Below are 18,332 nucleotides of genomic sequence, written 5' to 3' on the forward strand. Positions count from 1 at the left end.
TCGTTGCCTTCGGCCTGCTCCCGAGCCGCCTCCACCGTGTCTGATTCTCTGCGGCTGTTCTCTTCATTTGTGGGTGCTGCTCGCCCGGACATGCAGGCCGAACACCGCTGGTACTGCTCTACAACGGACGACCTCGATGCAAGGTGCCCGAGAAACTACCCGGGTAATGCCCGAACGTCCCAGGTTGAAACACGATCGAGACATCGACACAGCGCTGCCGTCCACCACGGTGACTGCTCGGATTTCTCAGCACCGGGGCCGCCAGACAATAGCCGAAGCGAACGACATCGACGAAACCGCCTCACCGTCTTCCTCCACAATCACCTGACAAACCCCTTGAACACCTCGGACACGCCGGGCATTCCATGCCTGCGAGGGACCATTTCCTCGGGTGAGCACTACAGTGGGCTGGCGCGCGCAAGCACGGGTCCGAACCCTCGTGTGCCCGCGCGTTCGATCCTCGCGAACGAAAGGCGCATCGACACCGTGGTTTCACTGATCACCGAGGGCTCATCGTTCGACGATCGTGGGCGGCCCTTCCGGCGACGCCGAGCACTGCCGATCGTCGCGGTGCTCGCCGTACTGGCACTACTCGGCGTGTTCACGTGGATCCGCGTGTTCACCTCCGGTGAGACCGTCGCGACCACCGTCGAGTGCAACGAACCGTCGACGGCCCCTGCCGACGACGGAACAGTCCCGGTGGCACTGGGCGAGCGAATCGATCGCGAGACGCTTCTGGACACCGAGCCCGCAGCCCTGTCCGCCACCAAGGTCCGAGTGTTCAACGCGAACGGCGAGCGCGGACAGGCCGCGACCGTCGCCGCCGACTTGAGCGAGTACGGGTTCGCGAGTGCACCGGACGTACAGGTCGGCAACGATCCCGTGTACGTCGATCAGAACATGCAGTGCCAGGGCCAGATTCGGTTCGGCGAGAACGGTAGAGCAGCGGCCAGTGCCGTGTGGCTCGCAGCCCCCTGCGCGGAACTGATTCAGGATTCACGCGCCGACGACACCGTCGATCTCGCGCTCGGAACGTACTTCAAGAATCTGCAGCCCAACGGCGACGCCGAGTCGGTCCTGCAGTCGCTGGCCGGCGTGACGCCGGGCTCGACGCCTGCACCGCTGGACATCAGCCTGCTCGAAGCAGCGCGCACCGCGCGCTGCTGAGCCGGATCCGCTCGGCGTCCGCCGACCGAGCGGATCTCGACTGCCGCAGCGTCTTTCGCCGCTCGGTCCGTCGCAGATCAGGCGTCGTCGGCGCCGGAGATCGCGTCCAACGCACCCACGTCGCCGAGTGCAGCCACGAATTCTCGTGCGATTCCCGGTGCGACGGCGACGGTCACTGCGCCGTCGAGTGATGTCGACGTCGGACTCGGCGCGATCACCGTCGCGCCCGCCTCTTCGGCGATGAGCGATCCTGCGGCCCAGTCCCATGGGCTCAGACCGTGTTCGAAATGAGCATCCACGGCGCCGGAGGCAACCATGCACAGATCCAGTGCAGCCGAACCGACGCGGCGAATGTCGCGGACACGCGGGAGTAGTTCCGCAATGATCGCGCCCTGCACCCGTCGCCTGGCCGCGCCGTAGCCGAAACCTGTTGCGACGAGCGCCAGTGCGACGTCCGAGGTGGGGTTGCACGTGAGCTGTTCCACCGAGCCGTCCGAGTACTCCGCCGTGGCGCCGTGTCCCCGTGATGCGCTGTAGAGAACGTCACGGGCGACGTCCACGACGACCCCCACGACGCTCACACCGTCGATCTGGACGGCGACCGACACCGAGTATGCGGGGAGGCCGTAGAGGAAGTTGACGGTGCCGTCGATGGGATCGAGCACCCATCGAACTCCAGCGACCGATTCGGACTGGCCACCGCCTTCCTCGCCGAGAATGGTGTCGTCCGGCCGCAACTCGGCGAGCAGAGACCGCAGAAGCTGTTCCGTCTCGGTGTCGACGACGGTGACCGGGTCGGTGGGAGTGCTCTTCGTGTGGACGGAGTGTCCGGAATCGGACGTCTCCGCGGGTGCACCCGGCCCGAACACCTGCGGTCGCCGAGTCCGAACATGCGCCGCCGCTGCGCGAGCCACGTCACGTGCCACCGTCGACAGTGCAGTCAGATCCGCCTCCGATACGCGTGAGTCGGGCACCCGAGGGGTGGGCGCAGCGGACGTCGAGGTCGGATGGAAGGCGTCATCGGATGCAGTCGGCACGCTCTCCATCGGATCACAGTGTGCGGGAATCGCACCACTCGGTCGCCGGTGCGGACTGCGTCACACCCGCCGAATCACCGTCGCGGCACTAGTGTCGATGTACGCAGCTTGGCTACGCTTTTCACCGCACGTGCACGAGTAGATGCCCCGATGATCAGGAGTGAACTCCACATGACTCAGTCAGGCCCGCACACACAGACCGATCCGGTGATCCAACCCGGATCCGTCATCACGCCGACGGACGCGCGGCAGCGGCAGGGTTTCGGCGTCGACGTCGGCGGCAGTGGCATCAAGGGCGGAATCGTCGATCTGGTCACCGGTGAATTGGTCGGCGATCGGTACAAGATCGAAACGCCGCAACCGTCGACGCCGGAGGCAGTGGCGGAGGTGGTTGCCCGGATCGCCGGTCACTTCGAGTGGACCGGGCCCGTGGGCGTCACGCTGCCTGCCGTCGTGACCGGAGGAATTGCACGTTCCGCAGCCAACATCGACAAGTCGTGGATCGATACCGACGCGAAGTCGCTGTTCGCGTCGGCGTTGGGGCACAGCAATGTGGTCGTGCTGAACGACGCGGATGCCGCGGGTGTCGCCGAGGACCGATACGGCGCAGGCAAGGACAAGAACGGCGTGGTGATTCTGCTGACGTTCGGCACGGGCATCGGCTCCGCAGTTCTGCACAACGGGGTACTTCTGCCGAACACCGAGTTCGGTCACCTCGAGGTCGACGGCAAGGAAGCCGAGCACCGAGCGGCATCGTCCGTGAAGGAGAACAAGGACCTGTCGTACAAGGAGTGGGCCAAGGAGGTCTCGAAGGTTCTCGCGACGTTCGAAGCGCTGCTGTGGCCGGATCTGTTCATCGCCGGAGGCGGAATCAGCCGCAAGAGCGAGAAGTGGATTCCGCACCTGACCAACAGAACGCCCGTGGTGGCGGCCACTTTGTTGAACACCGCGGGAATCGTCGGTGCAGCTCTCGCGGCCGACACAGCAGCCGATACGGCACTGGCTCGGTAACAAACTCCCGACGGGTCGTTACAATGGTTGATGCCGGTCTGCACGCCGGCACAATCGACAAGACCTCTCCGCCGGAAACCACTCTGGCGTGACGCCGCACGACACCGTCACGAAAGGGCGTACGTGGCAGCCACCGATATCCGTCAGACCGTAGATTCAGCAACAGAGTCTGCGAACCCTGCACCTGCTGCGGAGGCACCGAACGGCACCGTCAGAGAGGCCGCCGTCGCTTCCGCGACCGCTGCCCCTGCAGAAGCGGCACCGGCAGCGCCGGCAACCAAGGCTCCGGCCAAGAAAGCTGCGGCGAAGAAGGCTCCCGCGAAGCGCGCGGCCGCCAAGAAGGCTCCGGCGAAGAAGGCCGCAGCCAAGAAGGCAGGCGACGCAGCACCGGTCGCCGACGGGGACGACGACGCTCCCGGCATCGATGACATCGACATCTCCGACGGCGACATCGCTGCGGCCGCCAACGATGTGGTCGAGGTCGTGGCAGCCGGAGACGACGCCGACGACGACGCCACCTCCGAGCCGACCGCCGAGGACAAGGCGTCCGGCGACTTCGTCTGGGACGAGGAGGAGTCCGAGGCTCTTCGCCAGGCACGAAAGGATGCGGAGCTGACGGCGTCGGCCGACTCCGTTCGCGCCTACCTCAAGCAGATCGGTAAGGTCGCGCTCCTCAACGCCGAGGAGGAGGTCGAGCTCGCCAAACGCATCGAGGCAGGCTTGTTCGCCACCGAGAAGATGCGCGAGTTCGCCGAGAAGGGCGAGAAGCTCCCCGTTGCGGCACGTCGCGATTTCACGTGGATCTGCCGGGACGGTAACCGCGCCAAGAACCATTTGCTCGAAGCCAACCTTCGCCTCGTGGTATCGCTCGCGAAGCGCTACACCGGTCGGGGAATGGCGTTCCTGGATCTGATCCAGGAGGGAAACCTGGGCTTGATCCGTGCCGTCGAGAAGTTCGACTACACCAAGGGCTACAAGTTCTCCACCTACGCGACGTGGTGGATCCGTCAGGCCATCACGCGCGCCATGGCCGACCAGGCACGCACCATCCGTATTCCGGTGCACATGGTGGAAGTCATCAACAAGCTCGGCCGTATCCAGCGTGAGCTGCTTCAGGACCTGGGCCGCGAGCCCACTCCCGAGGAGCTCGCCAAGGAAATGGACATCACGCCGGAGAAGGTGCTGGAGATCCAGCAGTACGCGCGTGAACCCATTTCGCTCGATCAGACGATCGGCGACGAGGGTGACAGCCAACTCGGTGATTTCATCGAGGACTCCGAGGCCGTTGTGGCCGTCGACGCGGTGTCGTTCACCCTTCTTCAGGACCAGCTGCAGTCCGTCCTCGAGACCCTGTCCGAGCGCGAGGCCGGTGTCGTTCGGCTTCGTTTCGGCCTGACGGACGGACAGCCCCGCACGCTCGACGAAATCGGTCAGGTCTACGGCGTCACTCGTGAACGTATCCGGCAGATCGAGTCGAAGACGATGTCGAAGCTTCGTCATCCGTCGCGGTCGCAGGTTCTCCGCGACTACCTCGACTGACAGTTCGCCTTCCACGAAGCCGCCGTTCCCCGTTCGGGAACGGCGGCTTCGTCTTTGTTCCGGCGACCGAAGGTCATCCCTTCGTCGGACGTGGATGCGCGGTGAGTGTGCTGTGATGGTGTGATGCTTCGCTGGTCGGAACTATCGGCGACGAGCAAAGACGTGCTCGTCGTGGCGGCGTACCTGTCGGTGGGTATCGTCCTGTATTGGGCGAACATCTTCAGCTTCCTTCCGGTCGAGAACCCTCCACCGCTGTGGGTCAGGGTCGGCATCCTCGCCTTGCTGTGTGTGTGCACGCTCTGGAGGGGGCGTGCACCCGTTCTCGCGCTCGGCACGGCCACGCTTCCGTTCACGCTGGATCTGCTCGTGGGAGCGTCGCTGCCGATCTGGCTGATCATGACCGACCTCGTGTACTGCGTCGCGCTCTACGGCAGCAGACGCCAGGCGGTGTGGATCGTCCGCTTGTCCGTGCTTCTGACCGTGGTGGTGTGCACCGTCGTTCTCGTCCTCACGACGGACTGGCGTGAGGTCGTCATCGCCCTGGGCGGCGCTGCGGTGTTCCTCGGCACGCCGCTCGGGTGGGCGTTGAACATCCGCCAGCACAAGGAGATCGCGCACAGTGAACGCGAGCGAGCCGAGGCCATGACCGTCATCGCGGAGTTGGACAGGCGCGCGGCGATCGACGCGGAACGCTCGCGGATGGCCCGTGATCTGCACGACGTCGTCGCGGGGCATCTGTCGGCTATCGCGATCCAGTCCGAGGCAGCCCTGCGCGTCGTCGCAGCTCGAGGCTGTGCCGACTCGCCCGTGGTCTCCACCGGCTCTAGCCACGGTGTCGCGGACCACAGTGTTGCGGACGTCGTGTCGTCCATCCGGTCCAACAGCACCGATGCGTTGACCGAGATGCGAGCGATGATCGGACTGCTGCGAAACGGGGGTGAAGGCGTGGACGAGACCCGCTCCCCCGGACGGATTGCCGAGTTGGGGAGGCTCGTCGCCTCCGCAGGTGCCAGTGGTACCGAGGTCACCGTCAGCGGTGACTTCGCACCGGGCGCACCATCATCACTGTCCGTTCCGGCGGCGGTCGATCACGCCGCGTTTCGAATCGTGCAGGAAGCGTTGACGAACGCGGTGGTTCATTCGCCGGGCCAACCGGCCGAGCTCGACCTCCGGTGCGACCACGGCAGACTCCGAATCGAAGTCGTCAACGCGCTACCGTCCACGGCCGAAGCATCGACGCACACGACCGGACACACTGGAGCGGGGCTGACCAACATGACACAGCGGGCCGAACTTCTCGGCGGTGATCTCCGTGCCGGCTCGAACGGCGGTAGGTGGGTCGTCGAAGCCGTCCTGCCCCTGTCGACCACGCCCGGGGTGTCGACACCGTGATCCGAGTACTGATAGCCGACGACCATGCCGCAATTCGCTCGGGCCTGGCGATGATCGTGGGCTCCGCGCCCGGATACACGGTGGTCGGCGAAGCAGTCGACGGACAGGACGCCATCGACCAGGCGCGGGCGCACACGCCGGATGTCGTGCTGATGGATATTCGAATGCCGGGCATCGACGGGATCGAGGCAACCGCCGCCGTCGTCGGAAACGATCTAGCCCGTGTTCTCGTCCTCACGACGTTCGACATCGACGACTACGTGTTCCGTGCTCTGGAGGCGGGCGCGTCGGGCTTCGTTCTGAAATCGGTGTCCGCCGACGCGTTGCTCGACGCCATCGCTGCCGTTCACGCCGGCGACGGTGTGCTGGCGCCCGAAGTCACTCGGACGGTGATCGACGCGTTCGCAGCGGGCGGCCGCGATGTTCCGAAGGTCGGACCTCCTGGGTTGACCGAGCTGACCGAGCGCGAACACGATGTGCTGCGGTGCCTCGGCGACGGCATGTCCAATGCGGCGATCGCCCGTGAGCTCTTCATCGGGGAGACCACGGTCAAGACGCACGTGTCGAGAGTGCTCACCAAGCTGGGAGTCACCTCGCGCGTGCAGGCTGCAATCCTCGCCCGGTCACGGCCACGGTGAACGGCGCAGTGATTCCCTGGTCCGGTAGATCTACAGGTGCGGCGGTGTGAAGGTGCCGTCGTCGCCCGGCAGGTATTCGACGACGGAGGTCACGGCCGACGTGGGCAGCGGCCCGTACAGGTGAGGAAAGACCATGGCGTCCGGGTCACCCGGGACGCCCGGCTCCCAGCGCACCGGTGACCCCAGTCGTGCCGGATCGAGAACGAGCAGAATCAGATCGTCTCGGCCGGCGAACAGTCGGTTCGCCGGCAAGTGCACCTGTGCGGGCGTCGACAGGTGCACGAAACCGACGGCCGACAGCGACTCCGGCTCGATCCCCGGCGACTCTCGAACCGACAGCCAGTCCGCCAGAGTGCAGATGTGCAGCAAGGTTTCCGAGGTGTCACTCACGATCGACGATTGTTCCAGGCGCGGCCGTTCTGCGGGGTACCGAAATCAGCTGTGAGCGAACAGTCCGAGGCTGCACACGCACGGCCAGCAGGTTTCCTCGTGTTTCGTGTTAGTGACAACACAAAGAAACGCGCGCGGGAACAACACGTGACTGCCAATCGTCTGAAAGAGTGTACGGACCGCGCCATACCGACGCGGCGGACCGGCCCCAGGCAATCGGGTGACACCGAACGCCAGTACGGAGGAGTCATGCCCGGAACATTGACCAGCCCACAGTTGACAGCTGCCGACCGGTGCGACCGGTGCGGTGCAGGGGCTCGCGCACGTGTTGTGCTCGCGACCGGAGGAGAGCTTCTCTTCTGCGGTCACCACGCCAAGGAGCACGAAGACCGTCTGCGTGAAGTGAACGCAACGGTGATGACCGAATCGGGCTCCACGGTGTAGGGCCGGTAAACCTGCCGACAACAACATCGACACCGAGAACGGGTGGCCGCATCAGCGGCCACCCGTTCTTCTCTGTCCAGGTCGCAGGTTCACCGGTCCCGTCACATCTTGCGCAACTGGGCTATCCGCTCGCTCAACTGATCCGCCGTGGCCATGGCCGTCGGAGGGCCACCACACACACGTCGTAGATCGCCGTGAATGACGCCGTGCGGCTTCCCGGTGCGGTGGTGGTACACCGCAACCAGAGAGTTGAGTTCGCGCCGCAGCGCGGCCAGCTGCCCCGCCGTCGACACACGGTCCGACACGACCGGCGGTGGGACCGCCGGAACCGGAGCCGCCGGCTTCTCCATCTGTTCCTGCTGCCGCTGCCGCAGCAGATCTCGCATCTGCTTGGCGTCGAGCAATCCGGGAAGCCCGAGGTAGTCGGCTTCCTCGTCGCTGCCGGAGAACGTCGCCGTCCCGAACGAGGATCCGTCGTAGATGACCTGGTCCAGCTCGGCGTCGGCGCCGAGTGACGTGTAGGCCTTCTCTTCCTCGCCGAGCTCGTCCTTCTGCTTGTTCGCGTCCGCCAGGAGGTCGTCGTCGAGACCGTCCTTCTCGCGGTGCGGCTTGCCCAGGATGTGGTCACGTTGCGCCTCGAGCTGGCTCGCCAGATCGAGGAGAACAGGCACCGAGGGGAGGAAGACGCTGGCCGTCTCCCCCGGCCGCCTGGATCGCACGAATCGACCGATGGCCTGTGCGAAGTACAGCGGCGTGGACGCGCTGGTGGCGTACACCCCGACGGCAAGACGCGGAACGTCCACGCCCTCGGACACCATCCGCACCGCAACCATCCACTTCTGATCGCTCTTGCCGAATTCCGCGATCCGAGCGGAAGAAGTCGGGTCGTCGGACAGCACGATGCACGGAGTTTCGCCGGTGATGACCTCGATCAACTTCGCGTACGCGCGAGCGACCGTCTGATCCGTCGCGATCACCAGGCCGCCCGCGTCGGGCATGCCACCGGCGCGCAACTGGCCGAGACGAGTGTTGGCCGCCAGCAGGACCGCAGGCATCCAGTCACCCTGAGGATCCAACGCGGTACGCCACGCACGAGCGGTCTGCTCGGCGTTCAGAGGCTCGCCCAGACGGGCTGTGTACTCCTCGCCCGCGCTGTCGCGCCACCGCGCCTCGCCCGAGTACGCCAGAAACACCACGGGCCGCACGACGCCGTCGGCGAGCGCGTCCGAGTAGCCGTACGCATGGTCCGCGCGCGAGCGCATCAGACCGTCCTGATCCGGCTCGTAGTTCACGAACGGGATGGGGCTGTCGTCGCTGCGGAACGGAGTTCCGGTCAGCGCGAGGCGACGAGTGGCGTCACCGAACGCCTCCCGAATGCCCTCACCCCAACTCTTCGCATCGCCGCCGTGGTGAATCTCGTCGAGGATGACGAGCGTCTTACGACTCTCCGTGCGGACCCGGTGCCTGAACGGGTGCGACGCGATCTGCGCGTACGTGACGACGACACCGTGGTAATCGCTCGACGTCTGACCGGTCGAGTTGGAGAACCGCGAGTCCAGCGCGATGCCGACTCGTGCCGCGGATTCGGCCCACTGATGTTTCAGATGCTCCGTCGGTGCGACGACGGTCACCTGATCGACCGTCCGGTGAGCGAGCAACTCCGATGCCACACGCAGCGCGAACGTCGTCTTACCTGCACCGGGCGTCGCGACCGCCAAGAAGTCCTTCGGAGAGGACACCAGATATTTCGTCAGAGCACGCCTCTGCCACGCGCGCAGCGGCGCACCACCTGCTGCGGGTGCCGTCGAGGCGTCGATCGGGTCTGTCGTGTCGGTCATGTCAGCGCTCACTGGCCGCCGATTCCTGGCATCGATGAATGTCCTCGCGCTCTCGCCTCGCCTTGCAGTGTCCGCCGTGGAGCCTAACTCTCGGCACCGACCGATTCCTCATCGCCGAGCTAGAGGGAGTCGTACGACACGCCGAAGGGCTGCGGGCGGGGTGGAACGAGCGCTCGTGCCCGGCGTCAGGAATGCTGGAGTGACCATGAGCGAATCGACGGCTTCCCCCTCGCCGACCGAGCAGTTGTCGGCTCGCCACCCCGTGCGGCTGGTGTGGGTGGTGACCTTGCGCACACTGAGCAAGGCATGGGACGACTCGATATTCAGCAAGTCCGCGACCGCGGCCTTCTGGCAGACCCTGTCTCTGCCGCCCCTGCTGCTCGGCGTCCTGGGAAGTCTCGGATTCGTCGCGGGATGGTTCGGTCCGAACACCATCGACATCATCGAGTCCAAGATCATCACGTTCAGCAGCACGCTGTTCAGCGACAGCGTCGTCGACGGCATCATCGAACCGACCGTGCAGGACATTCTGCAGCAAGGTCGGGGCGAGATCGTCTCGGGCGGTTTCGTTCTGTCGCTGTGGGCGGGGTCGTCGGCCATCTCGACGTTCGTCGATTCCATCGTCGAGGCCCACGGTCAGCAGGACGCCCGCAATCCGGTGTGGCAGCGCATCTTCGCGCTCCTGCTGTACGTCGCCTTCCTGATCGTCGCGGTGTTCGTGCTTCCGCTCGTTGCACTGGGGCCGACGTACGTTCAAGCGTTGCTACCCGATTCGTGGTTCGAGATCGGTAGCGAACTGATCGACATCCTCTACTACCCGGCAGTCGGCCTGCTGTTGATCGCCGGGCTGACCACGCTGTACAAGGTCGCGTTGCACACGTCTCTGCCCTGGCATCGACTTCTGGGCGGCGCGTTGCTGGCCGGTGTCTTCTTCATGATCGCGAGCGCCGTGCTGCGGTTCTATCTCACCTGGGTCACCGGGACGGGCTACACCTACGGCGCGCTGGCGACCCCGATCGCATTCCTGCTCTTCACGTTCTTTCTCGGCTTCGCCGTGGTGCTCGGCGCCGAATTCAACGCGACCATCCAGGAGTTCTTTCCGGCGCGCGCCACCAGGATCGAGCAGATGAGGGAGTGGCTCGCCGCACAGGCCGCTTACGAGGAGTCGGGGGCAGTGTCCGCCGTCGCCTGGCGTCTCGCCACCGGTCCCATCCGCCTGACCGGCGACCGGTCACGACCCAAGCGGGCCGGGTTCTCCCAAGCAGAACCCGAGCCGCACGCGGACTCGCCCGAGACCGGCCCGACCCATCCGTCTGCACAGCAGAACGGTGGGTCGGAAAGGTCGGATCAGTCGCCCTTCTTCAAACCGTCGTAGACCTTCTTGCAGTCGGGGCACACCGGCGAACCAGGCTTGGCCGACTTGGTGACGGGAAACACCTCGCCGCACAGCGCGACCACGTGGGTCCCCATGACCGCGCTCTCGGCGATCTTGTTCTTCTTGACGTAGTGGAAGAATTTGGGCCGGTCGTCGTCGGTGGTCTCGTCCGGCGCGATATCGGGACGTTCCTTGGTCTGAGTGCTCATGCCCCGATTATTCCGCACCGGAGCGAGCCACGACCACCTACCGTTCAGTGCAATCCGAGCAACGTAGTGACACAGTGGAGGTATGACGCGAACATCCGGGTTCTCCGACCCGGCGGACAGCGGCTCGGCCCGTCACCCCGCACTGATCACCGAAGCACGAACGTCGGTGGAAGAACAGCATCGTGCTCGCGTGAAGAAGTACATGTTCATCATGTCGTTTCGGATCCCCGCGCTGGTGCTCGCCGCCGTTTCCTACAGCATCTGGGCCAACCCGTGGATTGCCATGGCGATCGTCGGTGTGTCCATCCCGCTTCCGTGGATGGCGGTGTTGATCGCCAACGATCGACCGCCTCGCACGAAGGACGAGGTGAGTCGCTACGACGGCCGCCGACAGGAGGACCCCGCGATCGAGGCGCGCGCGCACCACGTGATCGAGGCAGGCGAGGACTGAACGCTCGCTCCGTCCTGAGAGACTGAGCGATGTGACTGCACCGCTGCTCTCGGCCTGCCCACCGCTGCGCGACGCGTTCCTGCGGGTCGGGTACTCCGCTGATGCCCTGCTCGACGCCCTCGGCGTCGACCCTCACTCCGCACTCGGTCGCAGTGAGCCGGTTCCGGTTCGGCGGGCGTCCCGTGCGCTCGGGGATCTGGGCGTGCTCATTCGTCTGTTTCTTCTCGTCGACGACGTTCCCGAGGCGGATGCGTCGGCGGCACTGGCACCACTGCCGCTGGACGACGCTGTCGCGGCGGGGATCGTCGGGCGCAGCGGCCCGGGTCTGGTTCGGGCTGCCGTGGACATCAGGCCGCTCGACACCGGATCGGGCACCCGCTGGGTCGTGTCCGATCTCGACGGCAGCATGCGAGACGCCCCGACTGCACCCGACCACGTCCTCGGAGTCGGCCAGGCGTCTCTGTCCCTGTTGCGCGGGACTCCGACGACACCGGTCCCGTCGGTTCTGGATGTCGGAACAGGCTGCGGGGTGCAGGCCGTCCACGCGGCACACTATGCGGACTCGGTGACCGGGACCGATATCAGCGAAAGGTCGATGTTGTTGGCCGCGGCCACGTTCGCTCTCAACGACATGGATGTCGAGCTTCTTAGCGGGTCGTGGTTCGAACCGGTGAAGGGACGTGTCTTCGATCGAATCGTCGCCAATCCGCCGTTCGTCGTCGGGCTCGGCACGGTCAGCCACAGCTATCGGGACTCGGGGATCGACCTGGACGGCGCGAGCCGGCTCATGATCGAGCAGGCCCCGACGCATCTCGTCATCGGAGGCACGGCTGCCGTCCTCGCGTCGTGGATTCACGTCGACGGCGAGGACTGGCGACGGCGGGTGGCGTCCTGGTTGCCCGAGCACGGCGTCGACGCGTGGATCCTCCAACGTGACGTCGCCGATCCGGCTCTGTACGTGGGGACGTGGATGAAGGACGGCGGCGTCGATCCGCGAGACGGAGCCGGAGCGGTCCAGGCCGAGGCGTGGCTCGATCACTTCGAATCGGCCGACGTGACGGGCATCGGGTTCGGGTTCGTCTATCTACGCCGAACCGACCTTCCCACCGATGTTCTCGCCGAGGACCTGCGGCACGCGTTCGACGATCCGCTGGGCGACGAGGCGATCGACTACTTCGCTCGATTGACGTGGCTACGCGAGAACGACGTCCAGACTGCCGTCTTCGAGCTGGATCCGGCGACGGCACTGGAGAAGGTGTCGCTGCCCGGAGACGAGGGGTGGTCGCCGGTGGTGACCCGCGTGCACCGCGGCAACGGACCCAACTGGCAACACGAGATCGACGACCTGGGCGCTGCCCTGCTCGCTGGAATGTCACCGGGCGGATTGCCGCTGGCCGAGTTGGTCGAACTGCTCGCGATCGCGCACGACGCGGAACCGGAGGACCTGACGCCTGCAGCCACGGCTTTGGTGGTCGATCTCTTTCGTCACGGCCTGATCAGGCCCCGAGGCTTTCGGGCCGTGTCGGGGCAAGTTCCGACCGAGAGAAGCTTCTCAGCAACTTCTCAGGACGAGTAATGGATAGAGCCTGGTCAGGCGGGTATCAGAGGGTGGAGCGCGGGAACTTATCGAAGTCTTCCGGACGTTGAGCACTATGAGACACCACCGATCAGGAGGCAAGTCATGACCAGCCCCAGCACCACGACCCGCCCGCGCCCCAGCGATGCCGACCTCGACGCCCAGAGCCCGGCCGCAGATTTGGTCCGCGTCTACCTCAACGGAATCGGCCGCACAGCTCTGCTGACCGCGGATGAGGAAGTGGATCTCGCCAAGCGGATCGAGGCGGGGTTGTACGCGAAGAACGTGCTGGAGAACACCAAGCGGTTGACCGCCGCCAAGAAGCGGAATCTCGCCATCATCGTGCGCGACGGAAGTGCAGCCCGTAGCCACCTTCTGGAGGCCAATCTCCGCCTGGTCGTGTCGCTCGCCAAGCGATACACCGGACGCGGTATGCCTCTGCTCGACCTCATCCAGGAAGGCAACCTGGGACTGATTCGAGCGATGGAGAAGTTCGACTATGCCAAGGGGTTCAAGTTCTCCACGTACGCCACGTGGTGGATCCGCCAGGCCATCACGCGCGGCATGGCTGATCAGAGCCGCACGATCCGGCTTCCTGTTCACCTGGTGGAGCAGGTGAACAAGCTGGCCCGGATCAAGCGCGAGCTGCATCAGCAGCTCGGCCGCGAGGCTACCGACGAGGAACTGTCGAACGAGTCCGGAATTCCCGCGGAGAAGATCGCAGACCTTCTCGATCACAGCCGTGACCCGGTCAGCCTGGACATGCCGGTCGGTACCGACGAGGAGGCGCCACTCGGCGACTTCATCGAAGATTCCGAGGCCACGTCGGCCGAGAACGCTGTCATCGCCGGGCTCCTTCACACCGACGTGCGGACTGTGCTGGGAACGCTCGACGAACGCGAGCAGCAGGTCATTCGGCTTCGCTACGGCCTCGACGACGGTCAGCCGCGCACTCTCGACCAGATCGGTAAGCTTTTCGGTCTCTCGCGGGAGCGTGTTCGCCAGATCGAGCGTGAGGTCATGGTGAAACTGCGTCAAGGAGACCGTGCCGAGAAGCTGCGCTCCTACGCGAGCTGATCTCCAGCCCCAAGTCAGGTGGTGCAGCGGTGAGTCGCCCCGCTGACTCACCCAAAGCAGTGGCCGCTCCGAATGCTCGTGCATTCGGGGCGGCTACTGCTTGTGTTCACCTCGCGGTGTTCACCGCAGGCGACGCGGGCCCAGATCTGCTCGGGTGGGTTCGGGTCCGACGCGCAGTCGTGTGTCGATGATCTCCGCCCCGCGCGCCGACGCCAGGACCGGCTCGCAGACGAGTTCCCGCAGTTCGGGGATGTCGTCGGCCATTGCCGAGACCCGCTGAACGAGGTCGACGAGCGCGCTCTTGTTCACGGGGACCGCATTTCTGTAACCGGACAGCAGGGGCGCGGCTTTGGGCGCGTCGATCAGTTGTACGGCTTCGTCCTCGGTCAGTGGGAGCACGCGATACGCACGGTCTCCCAGCAGGTCCGAGATGACGCCGGCCAGCCCGAAGGAGATGAGCGACCCGAAGCTGGGGTCGTCCTGAACCTGCACCACGCAGCCGATTCCCTTGGGCGCCATACGCTGCACCTGCAGGAGTGGTTCGCCCGTCTCGTGCGCGAGGGTGTGGTACGCGATACGCACCGCGTCCGCGCCGGCAAGATCGAGACGAACTCCGCTGAGGTCCGGCCGGTGCTTCCACAGTTCCCCGGTTGCCTTGACGGCCACGGGATAGCCGAGTTCTTCTGCTGCGGCGACCGCCTCGGCCTCGTCGGTGACGGATCGGAAATCCACGACCTCGATTCCGTAGCAGGACAGCAGTTCTGCAGATTCGAAATCCGACAGCCATCGATCCTTGTCGGCGGACATCCAGCCACGGACCAACGCCGAGGCGCGTTCGGAGTCGATGCCGTTCGGTCGGATCGGCGTGGACGCCGGCCTACTTCTCCACGCACTGTAGCGCCACGCCTTCGCGAGTGCTGTCACGGCACGCTCCGGGCTGGAGTACGACGGAACCGATCCCCGCACGGGTTGCCCCTGCTCTCCTCGGACCGCCAGCACGTCGGGAATACCTTCGGTTGCAAGGAAAGTCGTCAGGACAGGCTTGTCTGCGCCGCGGACGGCGTCGCCCAGCGCTTCGGCGAAGGGCTCGACGGTCACCGCGACCGGAGGCACGAAGACCACGATCACCGAGTCGACGTCTCCCGCCTGCAGCGCGCCGGACACAGCCGCCGCGAACTCCTGTGGGCCAGCTTGAGGTCCGACATCGATGGGCGCTCCCGCGTGCAGTCCTTCGGCTCGTGCAGCATCGACGGCGAGGACACCGAGCGCGGTGGAGTTGCCGACGACCGCAACACGTGGCCCGGTGGGCAGAGGCTGGAAACCGAACAGGATTGCGCAGTCGAACAGCTGCGCAATGGTGTCGACCTGGATGACGCCTGCCTGTTCGAACAGCGCTTTCACGATCGAATCGTCGATGTCGGGGCCGGTGGCGAGTGCCGGGGGGATCGCGCCGCGCCCGCTCTTGACGGCGACGATGGGCTTGGACCGCGCCACCCGCCGCGCGATTCGGGTGAATTTCCGTGGATTACCGAAGCTTTCGAGATACAGCAGAACGACTTCCGTCGCTGGATCGGAATCCCAGTACTGGAGTAGATCGTTACCGGAGACGTCGGCACGGTTTCCTGCCGAGACGAAGGTGGAAAACCCCAGACTGCGTTTCGTCGCCTGATCCAGAATAGCGATTCCCAGTGCGCCCGATTGGCAGAAGAACCCCACGTGACCCGGCATGGGAAGGGACGGTGCGAGCGTCGCGTTCAGCGCGAATTCGGGGTCGGTGTTGGCGACACCGAGAGCGTTCGGTCCGACCAGCCGCATGCCGTGGGCCCGCGCGGAGCGCACGAGCCGACGTTCGTTCTCCTGCCCTTCCGGACCGGACTCTCCGAATCCGGCGGATACGACCACGAGCGCCTTCACGCCCTTGTCGAGACAGTCGTCGAGCACCTCGTCGATCGAATCCGCAGGCACCGCAGCGATCGCCAGGTCCACCGAATCCGGAATGTCGTGGACCGTCGGATAGGCCCGAACTCCGCGAACCGATCGGTGGTCGGCGTTGACCGGGTAGACCGGCCCGGTGAAGCCGCCGGCGAGCAGGTTCGCGAGCACCGCGTTGCCGACTTTCGAACTGTCGGTCGACGCGCCGATCACGGCAACGGACGTCGGGCTCAGCACGTTTCTCACACTGCGCGCTTCGGCTGCTCGCTCGCGTGAATTTCGCACGGAGAGAAGAGCTTCACTGGGGTCGATCGCGAACTCGAGCCGCAGAACGCCGCCTTCGAAGCTGCGTGAGACCTGGTACCCGGCCTCACGGAACACCGTGACCATGTTTCGATTCTCGGCGAGAACCTCGGCGACGAACATCGTCACTCCGTTCTCGGCCGCCGCTCCGGCGAGATGCTCCAACAGAATCGGTCCGAGTCCGCGGCCCTGGTGGGAATCGGCGACGACGAAGGCGACCTCGGCGGAATTGCCGTCACCTTCGGGCAGACGCTCGTAGCGACCGACGGCGATGATGTCGTCACCGAGAATCGCCACGAACGCGACTCGGGCGTGATGATCGACCGTCGTGAAGTTGAGAACGTCTCGCTGCGGCATCGTCGGGTAGGGGCCGAAGTAACGCAGGTAGCGCGTGCGTTCGGAGAGGCGCCCATGGAAGGCGACGAGAGCATCCGCGTCCGACGGGACGATCGGCCTCAGGTGGACCACTCCCCCGTCGGATGCCAACACGTCGGCGACCCAGTGCTTGGGAAAGGATGTCTCGGCACGTTCTCGTTCGCGCTCTTTGGCGGTGGGTTCAGTCACGAGGGTCCTCCGGGTCGAGGCCGAGCAGGGGAAAGCTTGCTCGCCGGGTGGCGATGATCGCCGAGTCGACACGCTCGAGCGCACGATCGGCGGCCTCGACGCTCCCCGCCACGGCGCCGCCCGGGCCGTCCCACGGTGGATAGTCGATGTCGCCACCGTCTCCCATCACCTGCGGTAGATCGACACTCGGAGCGATGGCGCGCACACGGTCACGCCACTGCTCGGGCAGAGCGAGGCCGGGGTCGATGCTTCGGCCCAGAGCGGCAGCGATCAGATGCGTCCATGCACGGGGCACGACGCGCACGAGACCGTAACCACCTCCGCCGACCGCGAGCCACCGTCCCTCGGAGTACCTGTCCGCGAGGTCACGCATGGCGAGGAATGCCGCATTCTGACCGTCGACGGTCAACGCCAGGTCGGCCAACGGGTCCTCCCGGTGGCTGTCCACACCGCACTGGCTGACGATGATCTGCGGGCGGAACGCCGAGATGGCCCCCGGCACGATCGCATGAAACGCGCGCAGCCACAACCGGTCTCCGGTTCCAGGCAACAGCGGAATGTTGATCGCGGTCCCTTCGGCCGGTCCCGAGCCGACTTCGCTCGACCATCCGGTGTTGGGCCACAGCGTCGCGGGATGTTGATGAAGAGACACCGTCAGCACTCGGGGATCACCGAGGAACGCCTGTTGCACACCGTCACCGTGGTGGGCGTCGACGTCGATGTAGGCGATACGGTCGAAACCGTTGTCGAGCAACCACGAAATGGCGACCGCAGCGTCGTTGTAGACGCAGAATCCGGACGCCCAGTCGGCCATGGCGTGGTGCATGCCGCCGCCGATGCTCACGGCCCGCCGTGCCCGTCCGGCCGCGATTTCCCGTGCCGCGGTCAGTGAACCACCGGTGAGCATCGCGGATGCTTCGTGCATCTTCTCGAACACCGGGTTGTCGTCCGATCCCAGTCCGTGTTCCACGTGATCCGGGTCCACCAACGCCGTACCCTTCTCCGGCGCACGTTTGACCGCCTCGATGTAGGCGGGTGTGTGAATTCGGAGCAGCTCCTCGTCCGGAGCCGCAGTGGGTTCGACGAGTTCTATTCCGTCCAGAACACCGATCTGTCGCGCGAGCTGCATCGTCAGATCCAGACGCGTGGGGTTCATCGGATGATCCGCACTCCACCGATAGGAGAGGTAATCCGCGCTCCAGACGACGATGTCGTCGCCTGCCACCGGAGTTCGTGGTGGCGATGCCGTCGCCTGATCTGCCATGAAACGCAACGCTACTTGTCCCGCCGGGACTGTGCGAGCGTCCCTCGGTGTTGTAGTCGGTTACCGGCGGGTACGAATTCGCGGCACGCGGGCACATGGCCTACGGCGCCACTATGCGCCGATCA

The 18,332-nt window shown here is 65.5% G+C and carries 16 protein-coding genes; 10 read left to right on the plus strand and 6 right to left on the minus strand.

Annotation, left to right across the window (positions count from 1 at the left end; genetic code table 11):
• The first annotated feature begins 486 nt into the window (after positions 1–486).
• Entirely contained in the window at positions 487–1,167 is a 681-nt protein-coding gene (cei, locus tag H292_RS0101315) for an envelope integrity protein Cei (RefSeq protein WP_027498543.1), read from the plus strand.
• A 77-nt stretch (positions 1,168–1,244) separates the two neighbouring features.
• Here cei and H292_RS0101320 read toward each other — a convergent pair whose 3' ends face one another.
• The gene (locus H292_RS0101320) at positions 1,245–2,141 is read right to left on the minus strand and encodes an inositol monophosphatase family protein (protein WP_020110184.1); all 897 of its coding nucleotides are present in this window, start codon (positions 2,139–2,141) and stop codon (positions 1,245–1,247) included.
• A gap of 234 nt (positions 2,142–2,375) precedes the next feature.
• Between H292_RS0101320 and ppgK the strand changes: the two genes are divergently transcribed.
• From ppgK to H292_RS0101345, 4 genes are all read left to right on the plus strand, one after another.
• Entirely contained in the window at positions 2,376–3,215 is an 840-nt protein-coding gene (gene ppgK / locus H292_RS0101330; RefSeq protein ID WP_020110185.1) for a polyphosphate--glucose phosphotransferase, read from the plus strand.
• 123 nt (positions 3,216–3,338) lie between these two features.
• Positions 3,339–4,754 carry an RNA polymerase sigma factor gene (locus H292_RS0101335; RefSeq protein ID WP_019664057.1) on the plus strand — a complete coding sequence of 472 codons (1,416 nt, stop codon included), beginning with the start codon at positions 3,339–3,341 and terminating at the stop codon, positions 4,752–4,754.
• A gap of 123 nt (positions 4,755–4,877) precedes the next feature.
• Positions 4,878–6,146 (plus strand): sensor histidine kinase, encoded by a 1,269-nt coding sequence (locus tag H292_RS0101340; RefSeq protein ID WP_020110186.1) that lies wholly within the window; start codon positions 4,878–4,880, stop codon positions 6,144–6,146.
• Positions 6,143–6,784: a response regulator gene (locus H292_RS0101345; RefSeq protein ID WP_020110187.1), complete on the plus strand. Its 642-nt coding sequence runs from the start codon at positions 6,143–6,145 to the stop codon at positions 6,782–6,784. Before H292_RS0101340 ends, H292_RS0101345 begins: the two co-directional genes overlap by 4 nt.
• A 30-nt stretch (positions 6,785–6,814) precedes the next feature.
• Here the strand turns inward: H292_RS0101345 and H292_RS0101350 are convergent, their stop codons facing one another.
• Entirely contained in the window at positions 6,815–7,174 is a 360-nt protein-coding gene (locus H292_RS0101350) for a DUF952 domain-containing protein (protein WP_019664060.1), read from the minus strand.
• Positions 7,175–7,423: 249 nt separating this feature from the next.
• Here H292_RS0101350 and H292_RS0101355 point away from each other — a divergent pair, with 249 nt between their 5' ends.
• Positions 7,424–7,618, plus strand: coding sequence for a DUF7455 domain-containing protein (locus H292_RS0101355; RefSeq protein ID WP_019664061.1), 195 nt, complete (start codon positions 7,424–7,426; stop codon positions 7,616–7,618).
• A gap of 101 nt (positions 7,619–7,719) precedes the next feature.
• On the opposite strand, the gene H292_RS0101360 is transcribed toward H292_RS0101355, so the two are convergent.
• Positions 7,720–9,456 carry a DEAD/DEAH box helicase gene (locus H292_RS0101360; RefSeq protein WP_020110188.1) on the minus strand — a complete coding sequence of 579 codons (1,737 nt, stop codon included), beginning with the start codon at positions 9,454–9,456 and terminating at the stop codon, positions 7,720–7,722.
• A 205-nt stretch (positions 9,457–9,661) separates the two neighbouring features.
• On the opposite strand from H292_RS0101360, the gene H292_RS0101365 reads away from it, so the two are divergent.
• Positions 9,662–10,831: a YihY/virulence factor BrkB family protein gene (locus H292_RS0101365; protein WP_371828077.1), complete on the plus strand. Its 1,170-nt coding sequence runs from the start codon at positions 9,662–9,664 to the stop codon at positions 10,829–10,831.
• Here H292_RS0101365 and H292_RS0101370 read toward each other — a convergent pair.
• The gene (locus H292_RS0101370) at positions 10,804–11,040 is read right to left on the minus strand and encodes a DUF3039 domain-containing protein (RefSeq protein ID WP_019664064.1); all 237 of its coding nucleotides are present in this window, start codon (positions 11,038–11,040) and stop codon (positions 10,804–10,806) included. The two genes, H292_RS0101365 and H292_RS0101370, sit on opposite strands and share 28 nt — an antisense overlap.
• Positions 11,041–11,122: 82 nt before the next feature.
• On the opposite strand from H292_RS0101370, the gene H292_RS0101375 reads away from it, so the two are divergent.
• The 3 genes from H292_RS0101375 to H292_RS0101385 all read left to right on the plus strand — a co-directional run bounded on the left by H292_RS0101375 (position 11,123) and on the right by H292_RS0101385 (position 14,144).
• Positions 11,123–11,491 carry a DUF3099 domain-containing protein gene (locus tag H292_RS0101375; RefSeq protein ID WP_019664065.1) on the plus strand — a complete coding sequence of 123 codons (369 nt, stop codon included), beginning with the start codon at positions 11,123–11,125 and terminating at the stop codon, positions 11,489–11,491.
• Positions 11,492–11,522: 31 nt separating this feature from the next.
• A complete protein-coding gene (locus H292_RS0101380) occupies positions 11,523–13,067 on the plus strand; it encodes a N5-glutamine methyltransferase family protein (protein WP_020110190.1) in 1,545 nt (514 codons plus the stop codon).
• A 105-nt stretch (positions 13,068–13,172) separates the two neighbouring features.
• Positions 13,173–14,144, plus strand: coding sequence for a sigma-70 family RNA polymerase sigma factor (locus H292_RS0101385; RefSeq protein ID WP_019664067.1), 972 nt, complete (start codon positions 13,173–13,175; stop codon positions 14,142–14,144).
• 120 nt (positions 14,145–14,264) lie between these two features.
• Here the strand turns inward: H292_RS0101385 and H292_RS0101390 are convergent, their stop codons facing one another.
• Positions 14,265–16,943 carry a bifunctional acetate--CoA ligase family protein/GNAT family N-acetyltransferase gene (locus H292_RS0101390; protein WP_020110191.1) on the minus strand — a complete coding sequence of 893 codons (2,679 nt, stop codon included), beginning with the start codon at positions 16,941–16,943 and terminating at the stop codon, positions 14,265–14,267.
• On the minus strand, positions 16,936–18,207 hold the full coding sequence (locus H292_RS0101395) for an acetoin utilization protein AcuC (protein ID WP_026347599.1): 1,272 nt from the start codon (positions 18,205–18,207) through the stop codon (positions 16,936–16,938). The genes H292_RS0101390 and H292_RS0101395 overlap by 8 nt, the downstream gene beginning before the upstream one ends.
• Positions 18,208–18,332 lie beyond the last annotated feature (125 nt).

The sequence above is a fragment of the Rhodococcus sp. 114MFTsu3.1 genome (genome assembly GCF_000383555.1).
Lineage (GTDB): Bacteria > Actinomycetota > Actinomycetes > Mycobacteriales > Mycobacteriaceae > Rhodococcoides > Rhodococcoides fascians_E.